The sequence below is a fragment of the Pantoea sp. B9002 genome, from assembly GCF_013385945.1.
Lineage (GTDB): Bacteria > Pseudomonadota > Gammaproteobacteria > Enterobacterales > Enterobacteriaceae > Pantoea.
In genome coordinates this window covers 60,753-80,710 of record NZ_JACAPA010000004.1, presented here as the reverse complement: position 1 = coordinate 80,710, position 19,958 = coordinate 60,753, and the positions used below count along the sequence as shown (strand labels likewise).

Annotated in this window: 16 protein-coding genes; 1 reads left to right on the top strand and 15 read right to left on the bottom strand. The window is 55.1% G+C overall.

The genetic code is table 11. The features are described 5' to 3' along the window. Positions 1-312: 312 nt before the first annotated feature. From phoH to putP, 6 genes are all read right to left on the bottom strand, one after another. Entirely contained in the window at positions 313-1,101 is a 789-nt protein-coding gene (phoH, locus tag HX773_RS03200; RefSeq protein ID WP_008105319.1) for a phosphate starvation-inducible protein PhoH, read from the bottom strand. Positions 1,102-1,173: 72 nt separating this feature from the next. After that, entirely contained in the window at positions 1,174-1,377 is a 204-nt protein-coding gene (locus HX773_RS03195; protein ID WP_176970393.1) for a hypothetical protein, read from the bottom strand. Positions 1,378-1,674: 297 nt separating this feature from the next. Next, a complete protein-coding gene (efeB, locus tag HX773_RS03190) occupies positions 1,675-2,952 on the bottom strand; it encodes an iron uptake transporter deferrochelatase/peroxidase subunit (RefSeq protein WP_176970392.1) in 1,278 nt (425 codons plus the stop codon). 2 nt (positions 2,953-2,954) lie between these two features. Next, entirely contained in the window at positions 2,955-4,073 is a 1,119-nt protein-coding gene (gene efeO / locus HX773_RS03185; protein ID WP_176970391.1) for an iron uptake system protein EfeO, read from the bottom strand. Positions 4,074-4,127: 54 nt separating this feature from the next. Next, positions 4,128-4,961 carry an iron uptake transporter permease EfeU gene (efeU, locus tag HX773_RS03180; RefSeq protein ID WP_176970390.1) on the bottom strand — a complete coding sequence of 278 codons (834 nt, stop codon included), beginning with the start codon at positions 4,959-4,961 and terminating at the stop codon, positions 4,128-4,130. A 221-nt stretch (positions 4,962-5,182) separates the two neighbouring features. Then, on the bottom strand, positions 5,183-6,667 hold the full coding sequence (putP, locus tag HX773_RS03175; RefSeq protein WP_176970389.1) for a sodium/proline symporter PutP: 1,485 nt from the start codon (positions 6,665-6,667) through the stop codon (positions 5,183-5,185). Positions 6,668-7,115: 448 nt separating this feature from the next. On the opposite strand from putP, the gene putA reads away from it, so the two are divergent. Continuing rightward, the gene (gene putA, locus HX773_RS03170) at positions 7,116-11,060 is read left to right on the top strand and encodes a trifunctional transcriptional regulator/proline dehydrogenase/L-glutamate gamma-semialdehyde dehydrogenase (protein WP_176970388.1); all 3,945 of its coding nucleotides are present in this window, start codon (positions 7,116-7,118) and stop codon (positions 11,058-11,060) included. 39 nt (positions 11,061-11,099) lie between these two features. Here the strand turns inward: putA and HX773_RS03165 are convergent, their stop codons facing one another. From HX773_RS03165 to HX773_RS03125, 9 genes are all read right to left on the bottom strand, one after another. Continuing rightward, positions 11,100-12,182 (bottom strand): acyltransferase family protein, encoded by a 1,083-nt coding sequence (locus HX773_RS03165; protein WP_176970387.1) that lies wholly within the window; start codon positions 12,180-12,182, stop codon positions 11,100-11,102. A 468-nt stretch (positions 12,183-12,650) separates the two neighbouring features. After that, the gene (locus HX773_RS03160) at positions 12,651-13,739 is read right to left on the bottom strand and encodes an acyltransferase family protein (RefSeq protein WP_176970386.1); all 1,089 of its coding nucleotides are present in this window, start codon (positions 13,737-13,739) and stop codon (positions 12,651-12,653) included. Positions 13,740-13,975: 236 nt separating this feature from the next. Continuing rightward, the gene (gene tcyN, locus HX773_RS03155) at positions 13,976-14,728 is read right to left on the bottom strand and encodes an L-cystine ABC transporter ATP-binding protein TcyN (protein WP_176970385.1); all 753 of its coding nucleotides are present in this window, start codon (positions 14,726-14,728) and stop codon (positions 13,976-13,978) included. Next, positions 14,725-15,393, bottom strand: coding sequence for a cystine ABC transporter permease (tcyL, locus tag HX773_RS03150; protein ID WP_064739084.1), 669 nt, complete (start codon positions 15,391-15,393; stop codon positions 14,725-14,727). The genes tcyN and tcyL overlap by 4 nt, the downstream gene beginning before the upstream one ends. Then, the gene (tcyJ, locus tag HX773_RS03145) at positions 15,393-16,193 is read right to left on the bottom strand and encodes a cystine ABC transporter substrate-binding protein (protein ID WP_176970384.1); all 801 of its coding nucleotides are present in this window, start codon (positions 16,191-16,193) and stop codon (positions 15,393-15,395) included. Before tcyJ ends, tcyL begins: the two co-directional genes overlap by 1 nt. 191 nt (positions 16,194-16,384) lie before the next feature. After that, complete coding sequence (locus tag HX773_RS03140; RefSeq protein ID WP_370463582.1) at positions 16,385-17,383, bottom strand: D-cysteine desulfhydrase; 999 nt, start codon at positions 17,381-17,383, stop codon at positions 16,385-16,387. 119 nt (positions 17,384-17,502) lie between these two features. Next, entirely contained in the window at positions 17,503-18,006 is a 504-nt protein-coding gene (gene fliZ / locus HX773_RS03135) for a flagella biosynthesis regulatory protein FliZ (RefSeq protein WP_007891377.1), read from the bottom strand. A gap of 51 nt (positions 18,007-18,057) precedes the next feature. Beyond that, complete coding sequence (locus HX773_RS03130; RefSeq protein ID WP_007891379.1) at positions 18,058-18,780, bottom strand: RNA polymerase sigma factor FliA; 723 nt, start codon at positions 18,778-18,780, stop codon at positions 18,058-18,060. Between the two features lie 143 nt (positions 18,781-18,923). After that, entirely contained in the window at positions 18,924-19,892 is a 969-nt protein-coding gene (locus HX773_RS03125; protein ID WP_008105342.1) for an HNH endonuclease signature motif containing protein, read from the bottom strand. Positions 19,893-19,958: the final 66 nt, after the last annotated feature.

Sequence of the window (19,958 nt, the reverse complement as noted above, 5' to 3'; positions counted from 1 at the left end):
TACCGCGCGAATATATAGCTGATATTTTAGGAAGGCAATAAAGCGAGGCGATCTTTGCGATATGATTTATATAGGAAATTTCTTATCATTTGAGTTAAACCACTGATGAACCCTAATAAAGTGACTAGGATTTTTCTCAAAATTATTTTTGACCTGGAGTGCCATTTTTCAGCAGAGATACTTTTACAGGAATCAATAATACAATGGCGCTAATTGTTACTGAAGGGTGATGTTGTCCAGCCGAAGGGGCATAACCCATAAAAAACCCGGCGTACGCCGGGTTTTGCTTAGGCTACATTCTCAATCAAACGGTTAACTGTAAGCGTGCAGCGTGCGTTGGCACAGCGCTGAACGGACGCAATCCTCTTTGCCGAAACGCACCACGCCGATCATCTCATCCTCTTCGAAGCGCGCTAACGCATCGGCAAGGCCAGACTTGGCATGGGACGGCAGGTCGCACTGGGTGATATCGCCGTTGACGATAACCGTCACGTTTTCACCCAGGCGAGTCAGGAACATCTTCATCTGTGCAGCGGTAACGTTTTGTGCCTCATCAAGGATCACCACCGCATTTTCAAAGGTACGTCCACGCATGTAGGCGAAGGGCGCGATCTCTACCTTGGCAATTTCCGGCCGCAGGCAGTATTGCATAAAGGAAGCGCCGAGACGTTTAACCAGAACGTCATATACCGGTCGGAAATAAGGCGCGAATTTCTCGGAAATGTCTCCGGGGAGGAAACCGAGATCTTCATCCGCCTGCAGAACCGGGCGCGTCACGATAATCCTTTCGATATCCTTATTGATCAGGGCCTCAGCCGCTTTGGCTGCGCTAATCCAGGTTTTTCCGCAGCCGGCTTCACCGGTGGCGAAAATAAGCTGTTTCGTTTCTATGGCATGGAGATAGTGTGCCTGAGCTTCATTTCTGGCTTCAATCGGCCCGCGGTCACGTGCATCACGCGCCATACCAATCGAATCCAACCCACCCATTTGCACCAGCGAAGTGACCGATTCTTCTTCACGCTGACGGTGACTGCGAGAGTCGCTACGAATAACGCGTCTTGCTTCACGACGTGCTTTGATCACTGCTTTCTGTCTTCCCATAGTGGCACCTTACAGTTGGTTTCATTTATCGCGGCGGATCACCCGCGGCGATGACTTGAACGCTTTAGAGGTTTATTTGGCTTCCTTGTAAGCCGTGTCGAGCCAGTGAGAATGGTGTGCATCAGCGCCGAGACGCAGGCGCGCACCGGTAAAGAAAATGAGATTGAACGAGAACGATGTTTGAAAAGTAGCGAGGTTACGTTGGAGGGAAGAAATCCCCCGCAGTGTACTGCGTGTAGTGAAACTATTTAACTGTCCCAGAGAGAGACGAATCATGCGCGAACTCCAGTGGCTTAACCACACAACTGACAACGCTTATGAATAAAGTGCATCATATTTGCGGTGGTTTGCAACAGTAATTTTACGTCACGTTAAAGAAAAAATGATAAGCGAAGCCTGAGCGCCTTCACCTTAAATTAAATTTAGTAGATTTATCAGATAGATGATTTATTGGCGGTTAAGCGAAGTTTTTAGGAACATTCGGAAACGGCTGCATCCAGCGGAAAGTTTAAGGAATACTTAACAAACGCGCCTGCGAAGCGGTAGCCATCGCAGGCGCTGCACATTTATTAATCAGGCCTGCAATAAAGGTTGCCCGAGATAATGATTTTTATCCGCCACGCCCGGCAGCGCGAAAAAGTATCCACCGCCAATCGGGCGAATATATTCTTCCAGCGCTTCGCCATTGAGACGCTGCTGCACGGTAATAAAGCCTTTGGTTAAATCATGCTGGTAGCAAACAAACAATAAACCCATATCCAGCTGGCCCGATCCGGTAATACCGCTGGAATAGCTGTAACCGCGACGCAGCATCAAACTGCTGTCGGTTTGCGGCGTGCGCGGATTAGCGAGACGAATATGCGCATCCAGCGCGATCAAATCCCCATCGAGATCTTTGCTGTAATCCGGTACGTCATGCTCGTTTTTCATGCCGAGCGGCGCGCCGGATAACTTCTCACGACCGAAGATGGTTTGCTGCTCGCCGAGCGGCGTGCGGTCCCACATCTCAACATGAAAACGGATGATGCGCACCGCCTGATAGCTGCCGCCGCGCGTCCATGTCGGTTCCTGCTGCTCGTCGGTGACCCACAACAGCTGGTTCATCAACGCTGGATTATGGGTATCAGGATTGGCGGTGCCATCTTTGAAGCCCAGCAGGTTGATCGGTGTTTCTTTGCCGTTGCTGCGCGCCGCGTGGTCGGCAATAAAGCCGTCACGACGCCAGCGCACCGCCAGCAGATCCGGCGTGCGTTTGATGATGTCTCGCAGCGCGTGAATCACCGTATCCTGAGTGTTAGCGCAAATCTGGAGCAGCAGGTCGCCGTGGCACTGTTCCGCATCCAGCGAATCGTTGGGAAAACGCGTCATGGTTTGCAGCTGTGCAGGCTTGTGTTTGCTCAAGCCGAAGCGCTCATCAAACAGCGAGGTGCCCACCGATAACGTCATGGTGAGATTATCGGGTGCGATATCGGCACCGAGAATCCCCGAATCCATCGGCGGCAGCTGCGGATTAGTAACCGCCGGCGCCGGTCCACCTTGCGTGAGAAACGCGAAGCGATCGGTTAGCAAGCGGAACAGACGTTCAAGGTCAGCTTTGTCGCTCGCCAGCACATCAAACGCCACCAGCATCATTGAGGCCTGCTGCGGCGTGACAATACCGGCCTGATGGGCACCGTAAAAAGGTTGCGCCTGCTGACGCGAGTTGGGTGCAACCGTGCCGGGAGAGAAGCTATCGGCGGCTGCCGTGTGGAACGGACAACCGCCGCCGAGGGCGGCCGCGCCGCCCAACATGCCTAATCCCTGCAATAATCGACGACGCGACGGCTGCGCCGCGTCATTTTTATCACTCATGATCAGTCGAGACCCAAGGTTCCACGCAGCAGGGAGAGATCTTCCGCCAGCGTGGTAATCGGGCCTTTCAGCGCGTTACGGTCAGCGGTGGTCAGTTTTTCGTACGATTCAAAGCCGTCTTTGGTGCGATATTTGCTGAGAATGCCGTCCACTTTCTTAAAATTAGCATCCACTTTCGCCAGCAGCTGCGGATTGTTTTTCTGCAGCAGCGGACGCAGCAGATCAACGATTTTCTGCGCGCCATCGATGTTGGCCTGGAAGTCAGAGAGGTCGGTACGGCTGTAACGATCCTCTTCACCAGAGATCTTGCTGGAGGCCACTTCCTCGATCAGACCGGCCGCGCCGCCGACCACTTTCGCCGGTGGGAACGCCAGTTCGCTGATGCGGGTTTGCAGATCCAGCACGTCCTGATTCAGCTTAGTGGCAAACTCTTCCGCACCTTTGGTGGTGTTATCGGCGAACAGGATTTTTTCCAGGCGGTGGAAACCGGTGAATTTCGGATCTTCGTTTTTCTTTTCGAAGTCATCTTCACGCGCATCAATACTGCCATCGAGATCGGAGAACAGCTCAGCAATCGGTTCGATACGCTCGTAATGCACGCGCGTGGGTGCGAACAGCGCTTTGGCTTTCTCGATGTCGCCGGCTTTCACCGCATCGGTAAACGCTTTGGTGCCTGCTACCAGCTCTTTCACTTCATTCATCACGTAGACTTTGTAGTCGGCGATCGGGCCAACCAGCTCCAGCACATCCGGCTTACCGTTTGCTGCTTTCTTCGCATCACCGCTCACCACCAGCTTGCCTTTCGGGTTGCTGAGCAGGCCGCAGGTCATGTCATATTCGCCCGCTTCCAGATTGGCGGTGAGTTTCTGGCTGAAGCCCGGCGCGATGTTCTCACGCTCTTCCACCACCATCACCCCTTTCAGAATCTCCCACTCCAGCGCTTTCTGGCTGTTGTTTTTGATGATGAACTGGGTTTTACCGGCCTGCACGTTGAGCGACATCGGCTCACATTGTTTGTCCGTCACGGTGACCGTGACTTGCGGGACGGCAGCAGCAGAAGCGGCACCGGAAAGCGCCAGCATAGCAACCAACAGCGCCTTGCGGCGGAAGCGAATCGTCATAGTGATATCCCTGTTACATGGAAGAACAGGCGCGCAATCGCGCCTGATTAAATTTCAGCGTGTGGTACGTGCCGCGTTGACTGAAGGCCGGGCCGGGAAGAAAAACAGCAGCAGCGCCGGGATGAGATAGGCAAGCCACACCGCCACTTCGCTGACACTTGGCGTTTCCTGATAACCCAAAATCCCTTCCAAAAGCGTGCCGAACACCGAGTGCGTTGAGAGCGTGTTACTCATATCAAACGCCACATCCTGGAAGTGATTCCACAATCCGGCTTCATGGAAGGCGCGAATGGCACCGGCGGAGAGTCCAGCCGCAACAAACAGAATGAACAAGCTGGTCCAGCGGAAAAAGTGCGCCAGATTCAGGCGAATGCCGCCGTAATAGAGCAAAAAGCCCAGCGCCACGGCAGTTGCGAGGCCGAGCACCGCGCCGAGCGGCGGCGCATATCCCACATCCTGAGTGAAGGCGGCCAGCAGGAAGAACACCGATTCCAGCCCTTCACGCGCTACCGCCAGAAACACCATCAGCACCAGCGGGAAGCCGCTGCTGCCCTGCTTCTGCAACGCCTGATCAACCGATTTTTCCAGCGTGGCTTTGATATTGCGTGAGACTTTGCGCATCCAGAACACCATCGACGTCAGGATCACCACGGCAATCACCGCGACAATGCCTTCGAACAGCTCCTGCTGTTTCTGCGGGAACTCGCCGGTGGTTTCATTGATGAAGATGCCTAAGGCCAGACAGAGCGCGGCAGCGATAAATACGCCGGCCCACATGGCGGGAAACCATTGGGTGCGCTGGGTGCGTTTGAGATAGCTAGCAATCAGGCTGACGATGAGCGCTGCTTCCAGACCTTCGCGCAGCATGATGAGAAAGGGAACGAACATCACCAACCTCTTGAATTTTAAGAAGGGTAAACCTTAGGTAAAAAAACGTAAAGTGCGAACGATAGTGATTATCATTACTGAAGGGAGAAATACAAGTCACTGCAGGAAATTAATTTTGTTTTTGCGGATGGGGGAGCGGGTTTTGTGGGGTGCGCATTGATGCGCACCTGGGTGTTTAGCGAAGTGGGAATGAGGTCGCCATAAATGGCGACCCTACGGGATTACTTGCTTTGGTATTGGGCTTCGGCGGCGGCAAAGCGCTGCTGCGCCGCTTCTGATGGGCCGCGACCCAGCAGGCTGAACACCACAATCGCGATACTGGCGAACGCGAAGCCTGGAATGATTTCATACAATTCTGCGTAGCCGTAATCTTTCCACAGCAACACGGTCAGCGCGCCAATCACCATACCGGCCAGCGCACCGTTGCGTGTCATACGCTTCCAGCATACGCCGAACAGCACTACCGGACCAAAGGCGGCACCAAAGCCTGCCCACGCATAGCTCACCAGACCTAACACGCGGTTTTCCGGATTGGCGGCCAGCGCGATAGCGATCAAGGCAATCACCAGCACCATCAAGCGCCCTACCCACACCAGCTCTTTCTGGCTGGCATTTTTACGCAGGAAGCCTTTGTAGAGATCCTCGGTCAAGGCGCTGGAGCACACCAGCAGCTGGCAGCTTAAGGTCGACATCACCGCCGCCAGAATCGCCGAGAGCAAGATACCGGCAATCCACGGATTGAACAGAATACGCGCCAGTTCGATAAAGATACGCTCGCCGTTCTGGCTTACGCCCGCCGCCTGGTCAGGATGGTTCTCGAAGTAGGCGATACCAAAGAAGCCCACCGCAACCGCACCACCGAGGCACAGGATCATCCAGGTCATACCGATACGACGCGCGCTGCGGATGGTGTGATGCGAATCTGCCGCCATAAAGCGCGCCAGAATATGCGGCTGACCGAAGTAGCCAAGCCCCCAACCGAGCAGCGAAATCACCGCAACAAAGTTCAGCCCTTTCAGCATGTCGAGGTTTTCGAGGCTCTTCGCCCTGATCACCGCCAGTGAATCATCGAGTCCGCCGACGGCAACAATCACGATAATCGGCGTGAGAATCAGCGCAAAAATCATCAGGCTGGCCTGCACGGTATCGGTCCAGCTTACCGCGAGGAAACCGCCCACCAGCGTATAGAGGATGGTGGCGGCCGCACCGGCCCACAATGCGGTTTGGTAATCCATGCCGAAGGTGCTTTCGAACAGACGCGCACCGGCAACCACGCCAGACGCACAATAGATAGTGAAGAAGATCAGAATCACCACCGCCGAGATAACGCGCAGCAGTTTGCTGTTATCTTCGAAGCGGCTGGAGAAGAAGTCCGGCAGGGTTAACGCATTATCGTGATGCTCGGTCTGCACGCGCAGACGACCGGCGACGATGCGCCAGTTCAGCCATGCACCAATAATCAGGCCGATGGCGATCCAGCTTTCGGAAATGCCAGACAGGAAAATGGCGCCCGGCAGGCCCATCAATAACCAGCCGCTCATATCGGAAGCGCCAGCAGAGAGCGCGGTCACGACGCTACCTAAACTGCGTCCGCCGAGAATATAGTCGTCGAAGCTTTTGGTTGATCGCCAGGCGATGAACCCGATTAGCACCATCCCAAGGATATACACTACAAAGGTCACCAACATCGGTGTACTTACACTCATGAGTCTCTCCACTTATTATTTGATCCATTAAGAGAAATCTTTTTGGTCAGCGCTGTCGGAACGGGACAGCAGCATGATTTCACCGCATCCAGAGAAAGCGATTTCCCTTAAGGCGCGGTATCCTGCCGCAAAGGGTCGGTGCGCACAATGCATTTAACACAGCTGTCACACCGGTTTCACCTTCCTTCGCTTTTTAAATGCCAACAGGTTGCGCCTGTTCACAGTTTGAGTTGCACCTTTACTGATCCAAGAACCGTCTTGTTGCAGGCAGTTGCAACTTTGGCGAGCTTCTTGCAGCAAGTTTCATGCCGTATTTATCGGTTTAACATTCTAAGCGGTTTAAATCGTGCAACCGAGGTCACATTTAACCTGGTTGCACAAAGTTGCAACATAGGTGATATTGCTGCCACGCAAGCGTTGAATCACTATTTTTGAGGACGAGGACATCATGGCAAGCACCACCATGGGGGTGAAGCTGGACGAAGCCACCCGCGATCGCATTAAACTGGCGGCACAGAAACTTGACCGCACATCACACTGGTTGATCAAGCAGGCAATTTTTAACTATCTGGAGCAGCTGGAAGCCGGTGAATCCGTGCCTGAAATCCCGCAATTGCTGATTGATGCCGCCGGTGATGAAAGCGTTCCCGACGAGGCGCTGCAACCTTTCCTCGACTTCGCCGAACATATTTTACCGCAGTCGGTCAGCCGCTCAGCGATCACCGCCGCATGGCGTCGTCCGGAAACGGATGCGGTGCCGATGCTGCTGGAACAAGCGCGTCTCACTGCCCCGCTGGCGGAGAAAACCCATCAGCTGGCTTACAGCCTTGCCGATAAGTTACGTCACCAGAAAGGTGCAACCGGCCGCGCCGGCATGGTGCAAAGTTTGCTGCAGGAGTTTTCGCTTTCCTCGCAGGAAGGCGTGGCGCTGATGTGTCTGGCGGAAGCGCTGCTGCGTATTCCGGATAAGCCGACGCGTGATGCGCTGATCCGCGACAAAATCAGCAACGGCAACTGGCAATCGCATCTTGGCCGCAGCCCGTCGATGTTTGTCAACGCCGCCACCTGGGGCTTGCTGTTTACCGGCCGTCTGGTCTCCACCCATAACGAAGCTAACCTGTCGCGCTCACTCAATCGCATTATCGGCAAGAGTGGCGAACCGCTGATCCGCAAAGGCGTGGACATGGCGATGCGCCTGATGGGCGAGCAGTTTGTTACCGGCGAAACCATCGCCGAAGCGCTGGCCAATGCGCGCAAACTGGAAGAGAAAGGATTCCGTTACTCATACGACATGCTGGGCGAAGCGGCGCTGACGGCCAGCGATGCCAAAGCGTATTTGGTTTCCTACCAGCAGGCGATTCACGCCATAGGCAAGGCGTCGAACGGGCGCGGTATTTATGAAGGTCCGGGCATCTCGATCAAGCTGTCGGCGCTGCATCCGCGCTACAGCCGCGCGCAGTATGAGCGCGTGATGGAAGAACTCTATCCGATCCTCAAATCCCTGACGCTGCTGGCGCGCTCGTATGACATCGGTATCAACATCGATGCGGAAGAAGCCGATCGCCTTGAGCTGTCGCTCGATCTGCTGGAAAAACTCTGCTTTGAACCGGAGCTGGACGGCTGGAACGGCATCGGCTTTGTGATTCAGGCGTATCAGAAGCGCTGTCCGTTTGTGATTGATGCGCTGATTGAGCTGGCGCAGCGCAGCCGTCGTCGTCTGATGATCCGCCTGGTGAAAGGCGCCTATTGGGATAGCGAAATCAAACGCGCGCAGATTGATGGTCTGGAAGGCTATCCGGTTTACACCCGCAAGGTGTACACCGACATCTCTTATCTGGCCTGCGCGCGCAAACTGCTGGCGGTGCCGAACCTGATCTATCCGCAGTTTGCCACGCACAATGCGCACACGCTGGCGGCGATCTACCAGTTGGCGGGCAATAACTATTATCCAGGCCAGTACGAATTCCAGTGCCTGCACGGCATGGGTGAACCGCTGTATGAGCAGGTGGTGGGCAAAGTCGCCGACGGTAAACTGAATCGTCCGTGCCGTATTTATGCGCCGGTCGGCACCCACGAAACGCTGCTGGCGTATCTGGTGCGCCGTCTGCTGGAGAACGGTGCCAATACCTCCTTCGTTAATCGCATCGCAGATAACACCTTGCCGCTGGATGAGCTGGTGGCCGATCCGGTTGCCGCGGTGGAGAAGATGGGCGTCGCGGAAGGTGCGGTTGGTTTACCGCATCCGAAAATCCCGCTGCCGCGCGATCTGTATGGCGCTAAACGCGCTAACTCTGCGGGTCTGGATATGGCGAACGAACATCGTCTGGCGTCGCTCTCCAGCGCCCTGCTTAACAGCGCTAGCCAGCCGTGGATTGCCCAGCCGCTGGTAGAGGGTGAATTAGGCGAAGGCGTTAGCCGTCCGGTGCTCAATCCTGCCGCGCCAGCGGATGTGGTGGGCAGCGTGCGTGAAGCCACCGAAGCCGAAGTCTCAGATGCGCTGGATGCGGCGGTCAATGCCGGTCCAATCTGGTTCGCTACGCCGCCGCAGGAGCGCGCCGCGATTCTGGAGCGTGCGGCCGAAGCGATGGAAGGCCAGATGCAGCAGCTGATTGGCTTGCTGGTGCGTGAAGCCGGTAAAACCTACAACAACGCCATCGCTGAAGTGCGTGAAGCGGTCGATTTCCTTTACTACTACGCTGGCATGGTGCGCGACGATTTCGATAACGAAACCCATCGTCCGCTTGGTCCGGTGGTGTGTATCAGCCCGTGGAACTTCCCGCTGGCGATCTTTGCCGGACAAGTTGCCGCCGCGCTGGCGGCCGGTAACAGCGTGCTGGCGAAACCGGCGGAGCAAACGCCGCTGATTGCCGCGCAGGCGGTGCAAATTCTGCTGGATGCCGGCGTACCGGCAGGCGTGCTGCAATTGTTGCCGGGCCAGGGCGAAACCGTGGGTGCACAGCTGACCGGCGACGAACGCGTGCGCGGTGTGATGTTCACCGGTTCAACCGCGGTGGCGACGCTGCTGCAGCGCAATCTGGCCGGTCGTCTCGATCCTCAAGGTCGTCCAACGCCGCTGATCGCTGAAACCGGCGGCATGAACGCGATGATCGTGGATTCCTCGGCGCTGACCGAACAGGTGGTGGTGGATATCGTCGCTTCGGCGTTTGATAGCGCCGGTCAACGCTGCTCGGCGCTGCGTCTGCTGTGCGTGCAGGACGATGTGGCCGATCACACCTTGAAAATGCTGCGTGGCGCGATGGCGGAGTGCCGCATGGGCAACCCGGAACGTCTCTCGACCGACATTGGCCCGGTGATTGATGCTGAAGCCAAAGCCAATATTGAGCGTCACATTCAGGCGCTGCGCAATAAGGGCTTCAACGTCTATCAGGCGGCGCAGGAGAATCCTCAGGACAGCAAAGAGTGGAACAGCGGCACCTTTATCAAGCCAACGCTGATCGAGCTGGATCAGGTGAGCGATCTGGATAAAGAGGTGTTTGGTCCGGTGCTGCACGTGGTGCGTTTCTCGCGCAATAACTTGCCGCAGCTGGTTGAGCAGATTAACGCGTCGGGTTACGGCTTGACGCTTGGCGTGCATACGCGCATCGATGAAACCATCGCGCAGGTTACGGCGACGGCTAAAGTCGGCAACCTGTATGTGAACCGCAATATGGTTGGCGCGGTCGTCGGCGTGCAGCCGTTCGGCGGCGAAGGCTTGTCGGGTACCGGTCCAAAAGCCGGCGGTCCGCTCTATCTCTATCGCCTGCTGGCCAACCGTCCAGACGGCGCGCTGCGCATCACCTTTGATCGTCAGGATGCTGAGCGTCCGGTTGACAGCACGGTGCGTGCCGAATTGATGCGTGCGCATCAGGCATTGCAGCAATGGGCGCAGGATAAGCCTGAGCTGCTGGCGCTGTGTCAGCGTTACGATGAGCTGGCGCAGGCCGGTACGGTGCGTCTGCTGCCGGGCCCAACCGGCGAGCGCAACACCTTCACCCTGCTGCCGCGCGAACATGTGCTGTGCATCGCCGATAACGCGGAAGACGCGCTGACGCAACTGGCGGCAGTGACCAGCGTCGGCAGTCAGGCAATCTGGCAGGATGATGAGCTGCATCGTACGCTGCGTAAGTCTTTGCCTGCTGAAGTGCAAGCGCACGTTAAGCTGGTGAAGGATGCGCTGGCGGCGGAGTTTGATGCGGTGATTTATCACGGTGATGCCGATCAGCTGCGCAGCCTGTGTGAGCAGGTCGCGGCACGCGATGGCGCGATTGTCTCGGTGCAGGGCTTCGCCCGCGGCGAAACCAATCTGCTGCTGGAGCGTTTGCTGATTGAGCGTTCACTGAGCGTCAATACCGCCGCCGCGGGCGGTAACGCGAGTTTGATGACCATCGGTTAACAGTAACAACGTAGGGTCGCCATTCTTGGCGACCTTTTTTCACGCCGCAGACTTACCCCGCTTCAACCCGATCAACGTTGGAAACACAAACAACGACTGACCCAATCCACGATTAGTAACCTGCCACACCGCAACCGAACACAGCGAACAGATCCCCACAATCGCCAGCGGATAGAAGCAGGCCCACAGAATGGAGAACCACGCTTGCTCAAACAGATGATGACGCTGAGCAAACAGAATCGCCGACATGCCGAAGAACTCAATGAAGATGCGGTGAATCACGTAGATTTGCAGCGTGTTACGCCCGACCCAATTCAAATAACTCATCTTGAAACGCGCGTTCAGCCAGCGACACGCCGCCACGCTGCCCAGCACCGCGAGGATGCACAGGAACAGGCTCTTATCCAGACCGAAGATGATATGCAGGCCCGAGATCGCCGCCAGGATCGCCCAGGGCACAATGTTGTCGCGACGCCATTCACTGAGACGCAGCATCATCGGGCTCCAGAACGCCCCCAGCAGGAAGAACAGGAAATACTGCGCCACGCTTTGTGGTCCCCAGTACGGAATGATCTTCTCCACCGCCATATAGTTGAGCGCAATCGCCACCACCAGCAACGCCACTTTCTGCTTTTTAAAGATTTTGGCGCACAGGAAATAGATCGCTAAGCCGTACAGATACCACGAGGTGCTCATCGCGAGGAAGGTCAGCTTAAGGAACTCAAACAGCGAACCGGCGTAAGCCGCATTGAGATTCTGCGAAATACGTTGTCCGGTAATCTCGGTGGAGATGCCAACAATGGACCACCACTGAATAAAGCCCCATAAAATATACAAATAGAATAGATTGGTGATACGGCTAGTAAACACCTGTTTCCATGGACGATTTAAAATGCCATTGGTGGCCAACAATCCCGAAACAAAGAAAAAGGATGGCATGCGCAGTGGTGATAATACGGTATTAAACTGCACCCATATTTCTGCCGGGATCCAACCGGCGGTCAATAATTTTACCGTTCCTTCAAATCCAGGTAATACGGTGTGATACAACACCACCAGTAATATGCAGGCTCCCTTTAGGGTATTTATCCACGCGATATCTTCTTTCCTGGCGTTATTCATGTGATTGACTCCCGCTGCTGTTGCTGTGTAGGTCTTAAAGGAGAAGGATGAGGAAATAAGCGTTGTAGCATTTATGATTATTCAACGATTATTAAACAGCAGACGAAGGCATGATGTAGCGAAAGTCCTAAATGTTTTTTTGTGGTCCTGATATAACAATACTTTACAGATCCAGACAAAAATAGAACCCTGAGCAGGCTAAGGAAATTTGCCTTAATTTGAGTCACTAAAAGGTTATTAAGTAAAATAAGTGTGAGCGTTGTCGCGCAGGGAAATTAAGAACAATCCACCCTTTCTTATGCCAGATTAAATTCAAATTCTAAATAAAGAATTATTTAATGTGTCAAATGGATAAGCAGGGATATTAGCGTTGTGCTAAGCGATTTATTACCGCACATTCCGTAGCGGCGCGATTTATCGCGCAATGAATTGCGCCGCTACGGAATGTGCGGCGCTTGACCCACAAAATTATTGCAGCGGCGCGCTTTTGCTTTCGAGCGCAGGTTTGCGCAGCAGGCGCGGATAGAGAAACAGCATGCGGCCCGGACCACGGTTGAGCAGCGTCCACACCAGCAGCGAAATACTGGTACACAACGCAACGCCGGTAATCGGCATCAGCAGCGCCCATGCCCAGCTAAACACGGTATTGTCAAACCAGCCATAATGCACCGCCAGCACAATCGCACTCAGCCCCAGCAGTTCAATAAAGATGCGGTGCAGCACGTAGATTTGCAGCGTGTTACGGCCAATCCAGTTAAGCCACGCCATATTGAAACGTTCATTGAGGAAGCGACACAACACAATGCCAAACACGATGGTCAGCAAGCTGTAGAACGGATTTTTATAGATTCCCCCGACATGATGCAGCATGCCGATCAGCGCAATGCCACCCAGCATCAACCAGTGCTGGCGCTTCAGCTCGCTCAGCTCGATCAGTGCCTGGCTAAAGAATGCCCCGAGCAGGAAGTAGAGATAGTTCTGCGCCACGCTGGCAGGTCCCCAGCCGGGAATCAGGCTGAACTGCGCCGCGTAGGTGGCGACAATCGCCAGCGCCATCAAGGCCATCTTCTGTTTGTGGAACAGCTTGGTGAACAGGAAGAATCCGGCCAGCGCGTAGAGATACCACAGGCTGGTCATCGAGGTCATCAGCAGCTTAACGAACTCAAACGGCGTGTCGGCATAGGCGGCGTTTTTAGTGCTGGAGAGCCGTTCCCCAAGATGCGTAGAGATATAGTGAATGCTCAGCCACTGAATCACGCCCCACAGCAGGTAGAGATAGACAATGTTGCTGAACTTTTTGGTGAACACCTCTTTCCAGCTCTTTTTGGTGATCGAACTGGCGGCCAGCAAACCGGAGACAAAGAAGAAGGCCGGCATGCGCAGCGGCGACAGATAGGTGTTAAACGCCACCCACCAGTGCGCTGGCAGCAGTCCAGCGGTGAGATGATGCAGCGAAGGCGCGAACGTGGTGATGATGGAGTGATGTAACACCACCATCAAAATGCAGCCCCCTTTGAGCGTGTTGATCCAGAGGACCTCTTTCCTGGCAGTCGTCATTGCTATGTCCTAATTGCGCCATGAATTTGTAAAGAATTATTTATATTTACAAAGATGTCACAATCGGGACTTTCCTAATAAGGATATGGCCTAATGGCGGCGGGATTTTAAGTGGGTATTTTTAATATAATTCAGTAGGTTATTAAATCAAGGTAAAATGAATTTAGGAAAATACTGAGACGAAAAATACCGGGCGATATAAGAAAAGCGTCGCCACTGTTCGGCGACGCTTGAGATTATTGGTTAAGAAACTTGTCGAGAAATTGCCGGGTACGTGCCTGCTGCGGATGACTGAACAGCGCTTTTGCCGCGCCCTGCTCCACGATGCGTCCCTGATCCATAAAGATGGCACGATCCGCGACGTCACGCGCAAAGCTCATCTCATGGGTGACGATCACCATGGTGCGTTTCTCCTGCGCCAGCGCGCGAATGGTGTTTAGCACCTCGCCCACTAGCTCAGGATCGAGCGCCGACGTCGGCTCATCGAACAGAATCACTTCCGGACGCATCGCCAGCGCGCGCGCTATTGCCACACGCTGCTGCTGTCCGCCAGAGAGACGACGCGGGAAGCTATCTTCCTTGCCGTGCAATCCCACTTTCTCCAGCAAACTGCGCGCACGCGCGATGGCTTCCGCCTTCGGCTCGCCTTTGACGATCACCGGCCCTTCAATGATGTTCTCCAGCACCGAGCGGTGCGGGAACAGATTGAAGTTCTGGAACACAAAACCAACCTGCTGGCGCAACTGGCGCACCTGCTGCTTCTGCTTATTGAGACCGAGCGCCGCATCAATGGCAATATCGCCGACTTTGATACGTCCGCTTTCCGGCACTTCCAGCAGATTGATACTGCGCAGCAGCGTGGTTTTACCGGAGCCGCTCGGCCCGATAATCGCCACCACTTCGCCTGGCGCCACGTCGAGATCGATGCCGTGCAGCACCGTTTGGCCGTGAAACTGCTTCACCAGCTGACGGACTTCAATTGCACTCATTTGCCCTCCCGATCCTGTCGATTCACATGCGCTTCCAGGCGGTTTTGCAGCGCCGACAGCACGGTCGCCATCACCCAGTAAATCAGCGAGGCCGCCAGATACATGGTGAACACTTCCAGCGTCCGTGAGGTGATCAGCTGCGCCTGACGGAACAGCTCCGGCACCTGAATGGTGGCGGCCAGCGAGGTATCTTTCACCAGGCTGATAAAGCTGTTGCCCAGCGGCGGCAGCGCGGTGCGCGCGGCCTGCGGCAGGATCACGCGACGCAGCGTTTGCCACGGCGTCATGCCGATGCTGGCAGCGGCTTCCCACTGCCCGCGCTCAATCGCGGCAATCGCACCACGCAGTGATTCAGAGGCGTAAGCGGCGGTATTCAGCGACAGACCAATCATCGCCGACGGAATCGGATCCAGCTCGATACCAAACTGCGGCAGACCGTAATAGATCATAAACAGTTGGGCGATGAGCGGCGTGCCACGGAAAATCGACACGTAGATGCGTGCCAGCCAGTTGATGGGCCAGAAGTGTGACAGGCGCATTAACGCCAGCACGAAACCGAGTATCAGGCCGAAGAACATCCCGCCGATACTCAGTTGCAGCGTGAACAGCGCACCTTTCAGTAAAAATGGTGCTGAATCCAGCACCAGTTGTAAGCTTTCCTGCATTATTTAGTGACGTCCGCGCCGAACCATTTTTCAGACAGTTTGCTCAGCGAGCCATCTTTCTGCATGTCCGCGATGGCGGAGTCGATCGCTTTCAGCAGATCGTCGTTGCCTTTACGTAGCGCCACGCCCGATTCCAGACGGGAGAAGGCCGGGCCCGCTACCGCCATGGTGTCGCCGGTTTTCTTCACCAGATCCAGCGCCGCTAAGCGGTCAACCAGAATGGCGTCTAAACGGCCTGAGCGCAGATCCTGATACTTGGTTGGGTCATCATCATAGGTACGCACATCGGCTTTCGGCACGTTATCCTTCAGCCATTGCTCATAGTTGGAGCCGAGACCAACGCCGACTTTCTTGCCGGCCAGATCGTCTGGCTTGGTGACGGTGGCCGCGTTTTTCTTCAGCGTCAGCGCCTGTACGCCTGAGACGGTGTACGGCGTGGAGAAGTCATACTTCTTCTTACGCTCTGGCGAGATGGTAACCTGATTGATCACCACGTCGATGCGTTTGGAATCCAGCGAGGCCAGCATGCCATCCCATTTGGTAGGACGCAGATCGGCTTTCACGCCAAGGTGTTGAGCCAGCGCCTGCGCGAACTCCACTTCAAAGCCGGTCAGCTGGCCTTTTTCATCCTGGAAGCTGAACGGCGGATAAGTGCCTTCCAGACCGACGCGCAGCTCGCCTTTACTCTTTACTTTTGCCAGCAAATCTTCTGCGGCGAAGGATTTAACGTTAACGCCCGCAACCAGCGCGACCGCCATCATGCCCATCACCATTTGGCGACGAAGAGGAGAGAAAGTCATGTTTACCCCATTTATTGTGATGTGTTGTTGTGTGCTTATTTTGGGCGCGCATAAACGCGCACCTTACGACTACCTTGATACAACCATCGCACATTCTGTAGCGGCGCGATTTATCGCGCAATAAATTGCGCCGCTACGGTGGGTGCGGATTGCAATAACCGCCGGATTATAAACCGTTTTTACGTTCTGTCTCAGACCGAAGGGTGATAAGCAAATAACGCCGGCGATCCACCGGTATGCACGAACAGCAGCGGACCTTCACGACGGAAGCGATTTTGCGCAATGCCATCGATTAATCCCGCCATCGCTTTGCCGGTATACACCGGATCGAGCATGATGCCTTCCAGCCGCGCCAGCAGTTTCACCGCCGCCATGCCCTCTTCGTTCGGCTCGCCGTAACGCGGCGCGAAGTAATCATCCCACAAGGTGATCTGCGCTTTGGCCTGCACTTCCAGCTGCTCGGCCAGCGCGCTGCGAATGCGCTCCACCACCGGCAACTGCGCCTCGACTTTGCGCGACACGGTCACACCAACTAACTGGGTTTCGGGCAGCAGCTGTTCCAGACCAATCGCCAGGCCAGCATGCGTGCCAGCGCTGCCGGAAGCGACCACCACCGCGGCGAAATCCACCACGCCTTCGCTTTGATGCGCAATCTCCTGCGCGCACTCAACGTAGCCGAGCGCACCGAGTGCATTAGAACCGCCGACCGGCACAATATACGGACGGAATCCCTGCGCTTCGAGGTGTTCGGCCTGAGCGGCCAACTGTTCAGTGGGATTGTGCAGCGCATCGACCATGACGATTTCCACATCCATCAAATCGAGCATCAGACGATTGCCGTTGCTGAGGTAGTTTTCTGACGTGGTGCCAATCGGGTTTTCCAGCAGCGCCACGCACTTCAGGCCGAGCTTCGCCGCTACCGCTGCGGTTTGACGCACATGGTTAGATTGAATAGCGCCCGCCGTCAGCAGCACATCCGCGCCTTCGCGCAGCGCATCAGCGGCCAGGAATTCGAGTTTACGCAGTTTGTTACCGCCGAGGGCCACCGGCGTGAAGTCATCGCGCTTAATAAAGATATCGCGACCAAGATAGTCAGAAAGCCGTGGCAAATGCTCAAGCGGCGTAGGTGCACCGAGTAATTCAAGACGTGGGAACTGGTGCAGAAGATGTAAGGACAATGCAGCCTCCATTCGGGCAATGTGCAGTTATCCATACAGTGTTGCAGAAGATGAGAAAAGTCGCACCCGGAATTCATCGCGTGCTGCCCTTGTTGCTGTCATGCTCGACAACAACAAGGGTGGGATCACCATCAGCCCTGCTGCCAGCCTAAAAACTGGTCATATTTACGCAGTGCGATGCGGTAATTGTTATTACCCGCATCAGGCAGATCGTTCTCCAGACACTCATGCCAGCTATTGCCCCGTAATCGATCGGCCGGGAAATTTTTCGCTTTTAGCATGTCATCAAGCCGACGCAAACGTACTACATACTCACGTATGGTACTGTGGCTCATCTCCGTCTGCTCAAACAGGTATTGCTTAAACGCCATAATGTCGAAGTAATTCGGATGGGTATTACAAAAAATATCGCTGCAGAAACGACACAAGGCGGTCAATTCTGGCTGGAGTTTCATCCACACCTGATCGTCAATCATTTGGTCCATGCGTGCGATGGCCTCTTTATTGATGATCTGGCCGCGGAATACTAACGCCATACGGTCTAAAACTTTGCCACAGTGCGAACAATTGCTTTGGCTGTGTTTATAGTCTTTAAGATAGCGACTTAAAGGTCTGGCTTTAACTTTGGCTCCCATTGCTGAGTCCCCGGTTTTATTGTTTTTTTCGATCGCCAGGAACTGAGTCTGTTAGCGCGCCCCCGATAATCGGGCACGCAGGCGTTTGATCGCCTGACTGTGCAGTTGACTGACGCGGGATTCCCCCACTTCCAGCACCGCGCCAATCTCCTTCAGGTTCAGTTCTTCCTGGTAGTACAGTGTGAGCACGAGTTTTTCACGTTCAGGCAACGCCTCAATCGCTTCAATTACGCGGTCACGTAGGTTTCCTTCCAACAACTGATGAAGCGGGTTGGCTTCCTCATGCCCCTCCGTCACCAGCTCCGCACTGTCGCCGTGTTCTTCCCGATACTCGTCATAGGAGAAGAGTTGGCTGTTGTTGGTATCGAGCAGAATCTGCCGATACTCCTCCAGCGAAACATTCAGTCGCTCAGCCACTTCCTGCTCAGTAGCCGAGCGCCCCAACGCTTGTTCTACCTGATGCATGGCACCTGCCACTTCGCGCGCATTTCTGCGTACGCTGCGTGGTGCCCAGTCGCGACTGCGCAGCTCATCCAGCATTGCTCCCCGGATACGCTGCACGGCGTAGGTGGTAAAGGCGGTGCCCTGCAGCGCATCGTAGCGCTCCACGGCATTCAATAAGCCAATGCCACCGGCCTGCAGCAGATCGTCAAGCTCAACGCTGGCTGGCAAACGTACCTGCAGGCGCAGCGCTTCATGCCGCACCAGAGGAACGTAGCGCTGCCAGAGCGAATGTTTATCCATCACGCCATCGGCGGTATAGAGATCGTTCACGTTGACTACCCTGCGTTAGTAAAGTTATCGGCATGATTATCCAATTCTGTAGGGGTTTTGATTGGCAGAATAGGCGGGCAAAAGCGAGGTTATTTCAAATTTGTTATGGATGGCGGTGGATCGCACCGCCATCCGCGCCGGCGTTAGCGCAGGTTACGCAGCCGTTCCCGCGTGCCAGGCGGCACCGCGTCCCATAATGCGCAAACTTTGCCCTCAAGTGCCTGATAAAAAGGGGTAATCAACGCTTCAGTTTCCAGCGCAGGATTAAACAGCACCTGACCGGTTTCCGCGTTGATGCTTATCATTTTGTTGATAAACAGCCGCTGCAGGTCGCTGCGCAGGAATAAGCCGTTATCGGCGCTGTTATCCGCCAGAAAACCCTCTTCGTTCTCTTGCGTGTCGATGTAGCAGGCTTCCACCCACGGCCAGCTGTGACGTTCGGTCAATTGCGTGCCGGTGATGATGCACGCGCCGTAGCGCGCTTTCACCGCCGAGGTGAACTCCGCCTGGCTGGTGCGCTGCAGCACTTTGGCTTTCACGCGTCGTCCCACTTCGGTGCCGGGCATCACGCCGCTCGGCACTTTGTATTGCGGCGTACTCAACACCACCAGAAACTGGATCTTGCGCGACAGCGGGAAGCACGGATGTGCCTGCGCATCGAACAGCTGCCAATACTCCTCTTCCTCGGTCTGACGCATCAGCACCAGCTTGAAGCCGCGGCTGTTCAGCAGATTCTGCGCCGCCGCCGAGTTGGGATCGAGCATGGCAAACACCTGGGTTTCGCCCACCACTTTCCAGCGCCCTTCTTTGCGCGCTTCATCGTTGCGTCGGAAGTAGAGAAACGCCTGCTGGTTTTTCAGGTAGTGCTCAAAGCGGCGCAGATAGTTTTTGCGCTCGTTGTCGTCGGAGACAAACAGCAGATCCTCGATCGGACTGTTGATCTCCTCCTGCGCAAACAACGCGCGAATCACCAAATTGCGAAAGCTGGTCGACGGGCTCAGCAACCCGCGTGCGGTAAGCTCTTTCTCGTCGGGATGCTGCTGCGTGTAGCGCAGGGCAATCTCTTCGAAGGTCAGCAGCTCACCCGGTAACAAGTCATAATTGAAGCGCATAGACACCCCAGAAACGGAAAAATGTGGTTCAAAAATTGGAATGATTCTGAGGGGAGTTATCGGCAG

What these genes read in the sequence shown, in the direction of transcription:
- phoH (WP_008105319.1), bottom strand. Translation starts at nt 1,101, where the DNA reads ATGGGAAGACAGAAAGCAGTGATCAAAGCACGTCGTGAAGCAAGACGC.
- HX773_RS03195 (WP_176970393.1), bottom strand. Translation starts at nt 1,377, where the DNA reads ATGATTCGTCTCTCTCTGGGACAGTTAAATAGTTTCACTACACGCAGT.
- efeB (WP_176970392.1), bottom strand. Translation starts at nt 2,952, where the DNA reads ATGAGTGATAAAAATGACGCGGCGCAGCCGTCGCGTCGTCGATTATTG.
- efeO (WP_176970391.1), bottom strand. Translation starts at nt 4,073, where the DNA reads ATGACGATTCGCTTCCGCCGCAAGGCGCTGTTGGTTGCTATGCTGGCG.
- efeU (WP_176970390.1), bottom strand. Translation starts at nt 4,961, where the DNA reads ATGTTCGTTCCCTTTCTCATCATGCTGCGCGAAGGTCTGGAAGCAGCG.
- putP (WP_176970389.1), bottom strand. Translation starts at nt 6,667, where the DNA reads ATGAGTGTAAGTACACCGATGTTGGTGACCTTTGTAGTGTATATCCTT.
- putA (WP_176970388.1), top strand. Translation starts at nt 7,116, where the DNA reads ATGGCAAGCACCACCATGGGGGTGAAGCTGGACGAAGCCACCCGCGAT.
- HX773_RS03165 (WP_176970387.1), bottom strand. Translation starts at nt 12,182, where the DNA reads ATGAATAACGCCAGGAAAGAAGATATCGCGTGGATAAATACCCTAAAG.
- HX773_RS03160 (WP_176970386.1), bottom strand. Translation starts at nt 13,739, where the DNA reads ATGACGACTGCCAGGAAAGAGGTCCTCTGGATCAACACGCTCAAAGGG.
- tcyN (WP_176970385.1), bottom strand. Translation starts at nt 14,728, where the DNA reads ATGAGTGCAATTGAAGTCCGTCAGCTGGTGAAGCAGTTTCACGGCCAA.
- tcyL (WP_064739084.1), bottom strand. Translation starts at nt 15,393, where the DNA reads ATGCAGGAAAGCTTACAACTGGTGCTGGATTCAGCACCATTTTTACTG.
- tcyJ (WP_176970384.1), bottom strand. Translation starts at nt 16,193, where the DNA reads ATGACTTTCTCTCCTCTTCGTCGCCAAATGGTGATGGGCATGATGGCG.
- HX773_RS03140 (WP_370463582.1), bottom strand. Translation starts at nt 17,383, where the DNA reads ATGGAGGCTGCATTGTCCTTACATCTTCTGCACCAGTTCCCACGTCTT.
- fliZ (WP_007891377.1), bottom strand. Translation starts at nt 18,006, where the DNA reads ATGGGAGCCAAAGTTAAAGCCAGACCTTTAAGTCGCTATCTTAAAGAC.
- HX773_RS03125 (WP_008105342.1), bottom strand. Translation starts at nt 19,892, where the DNA reads ATGCGCTTCAATTATGACTTGTTACCGGGTGAGCTGCTGACCTTCGAA.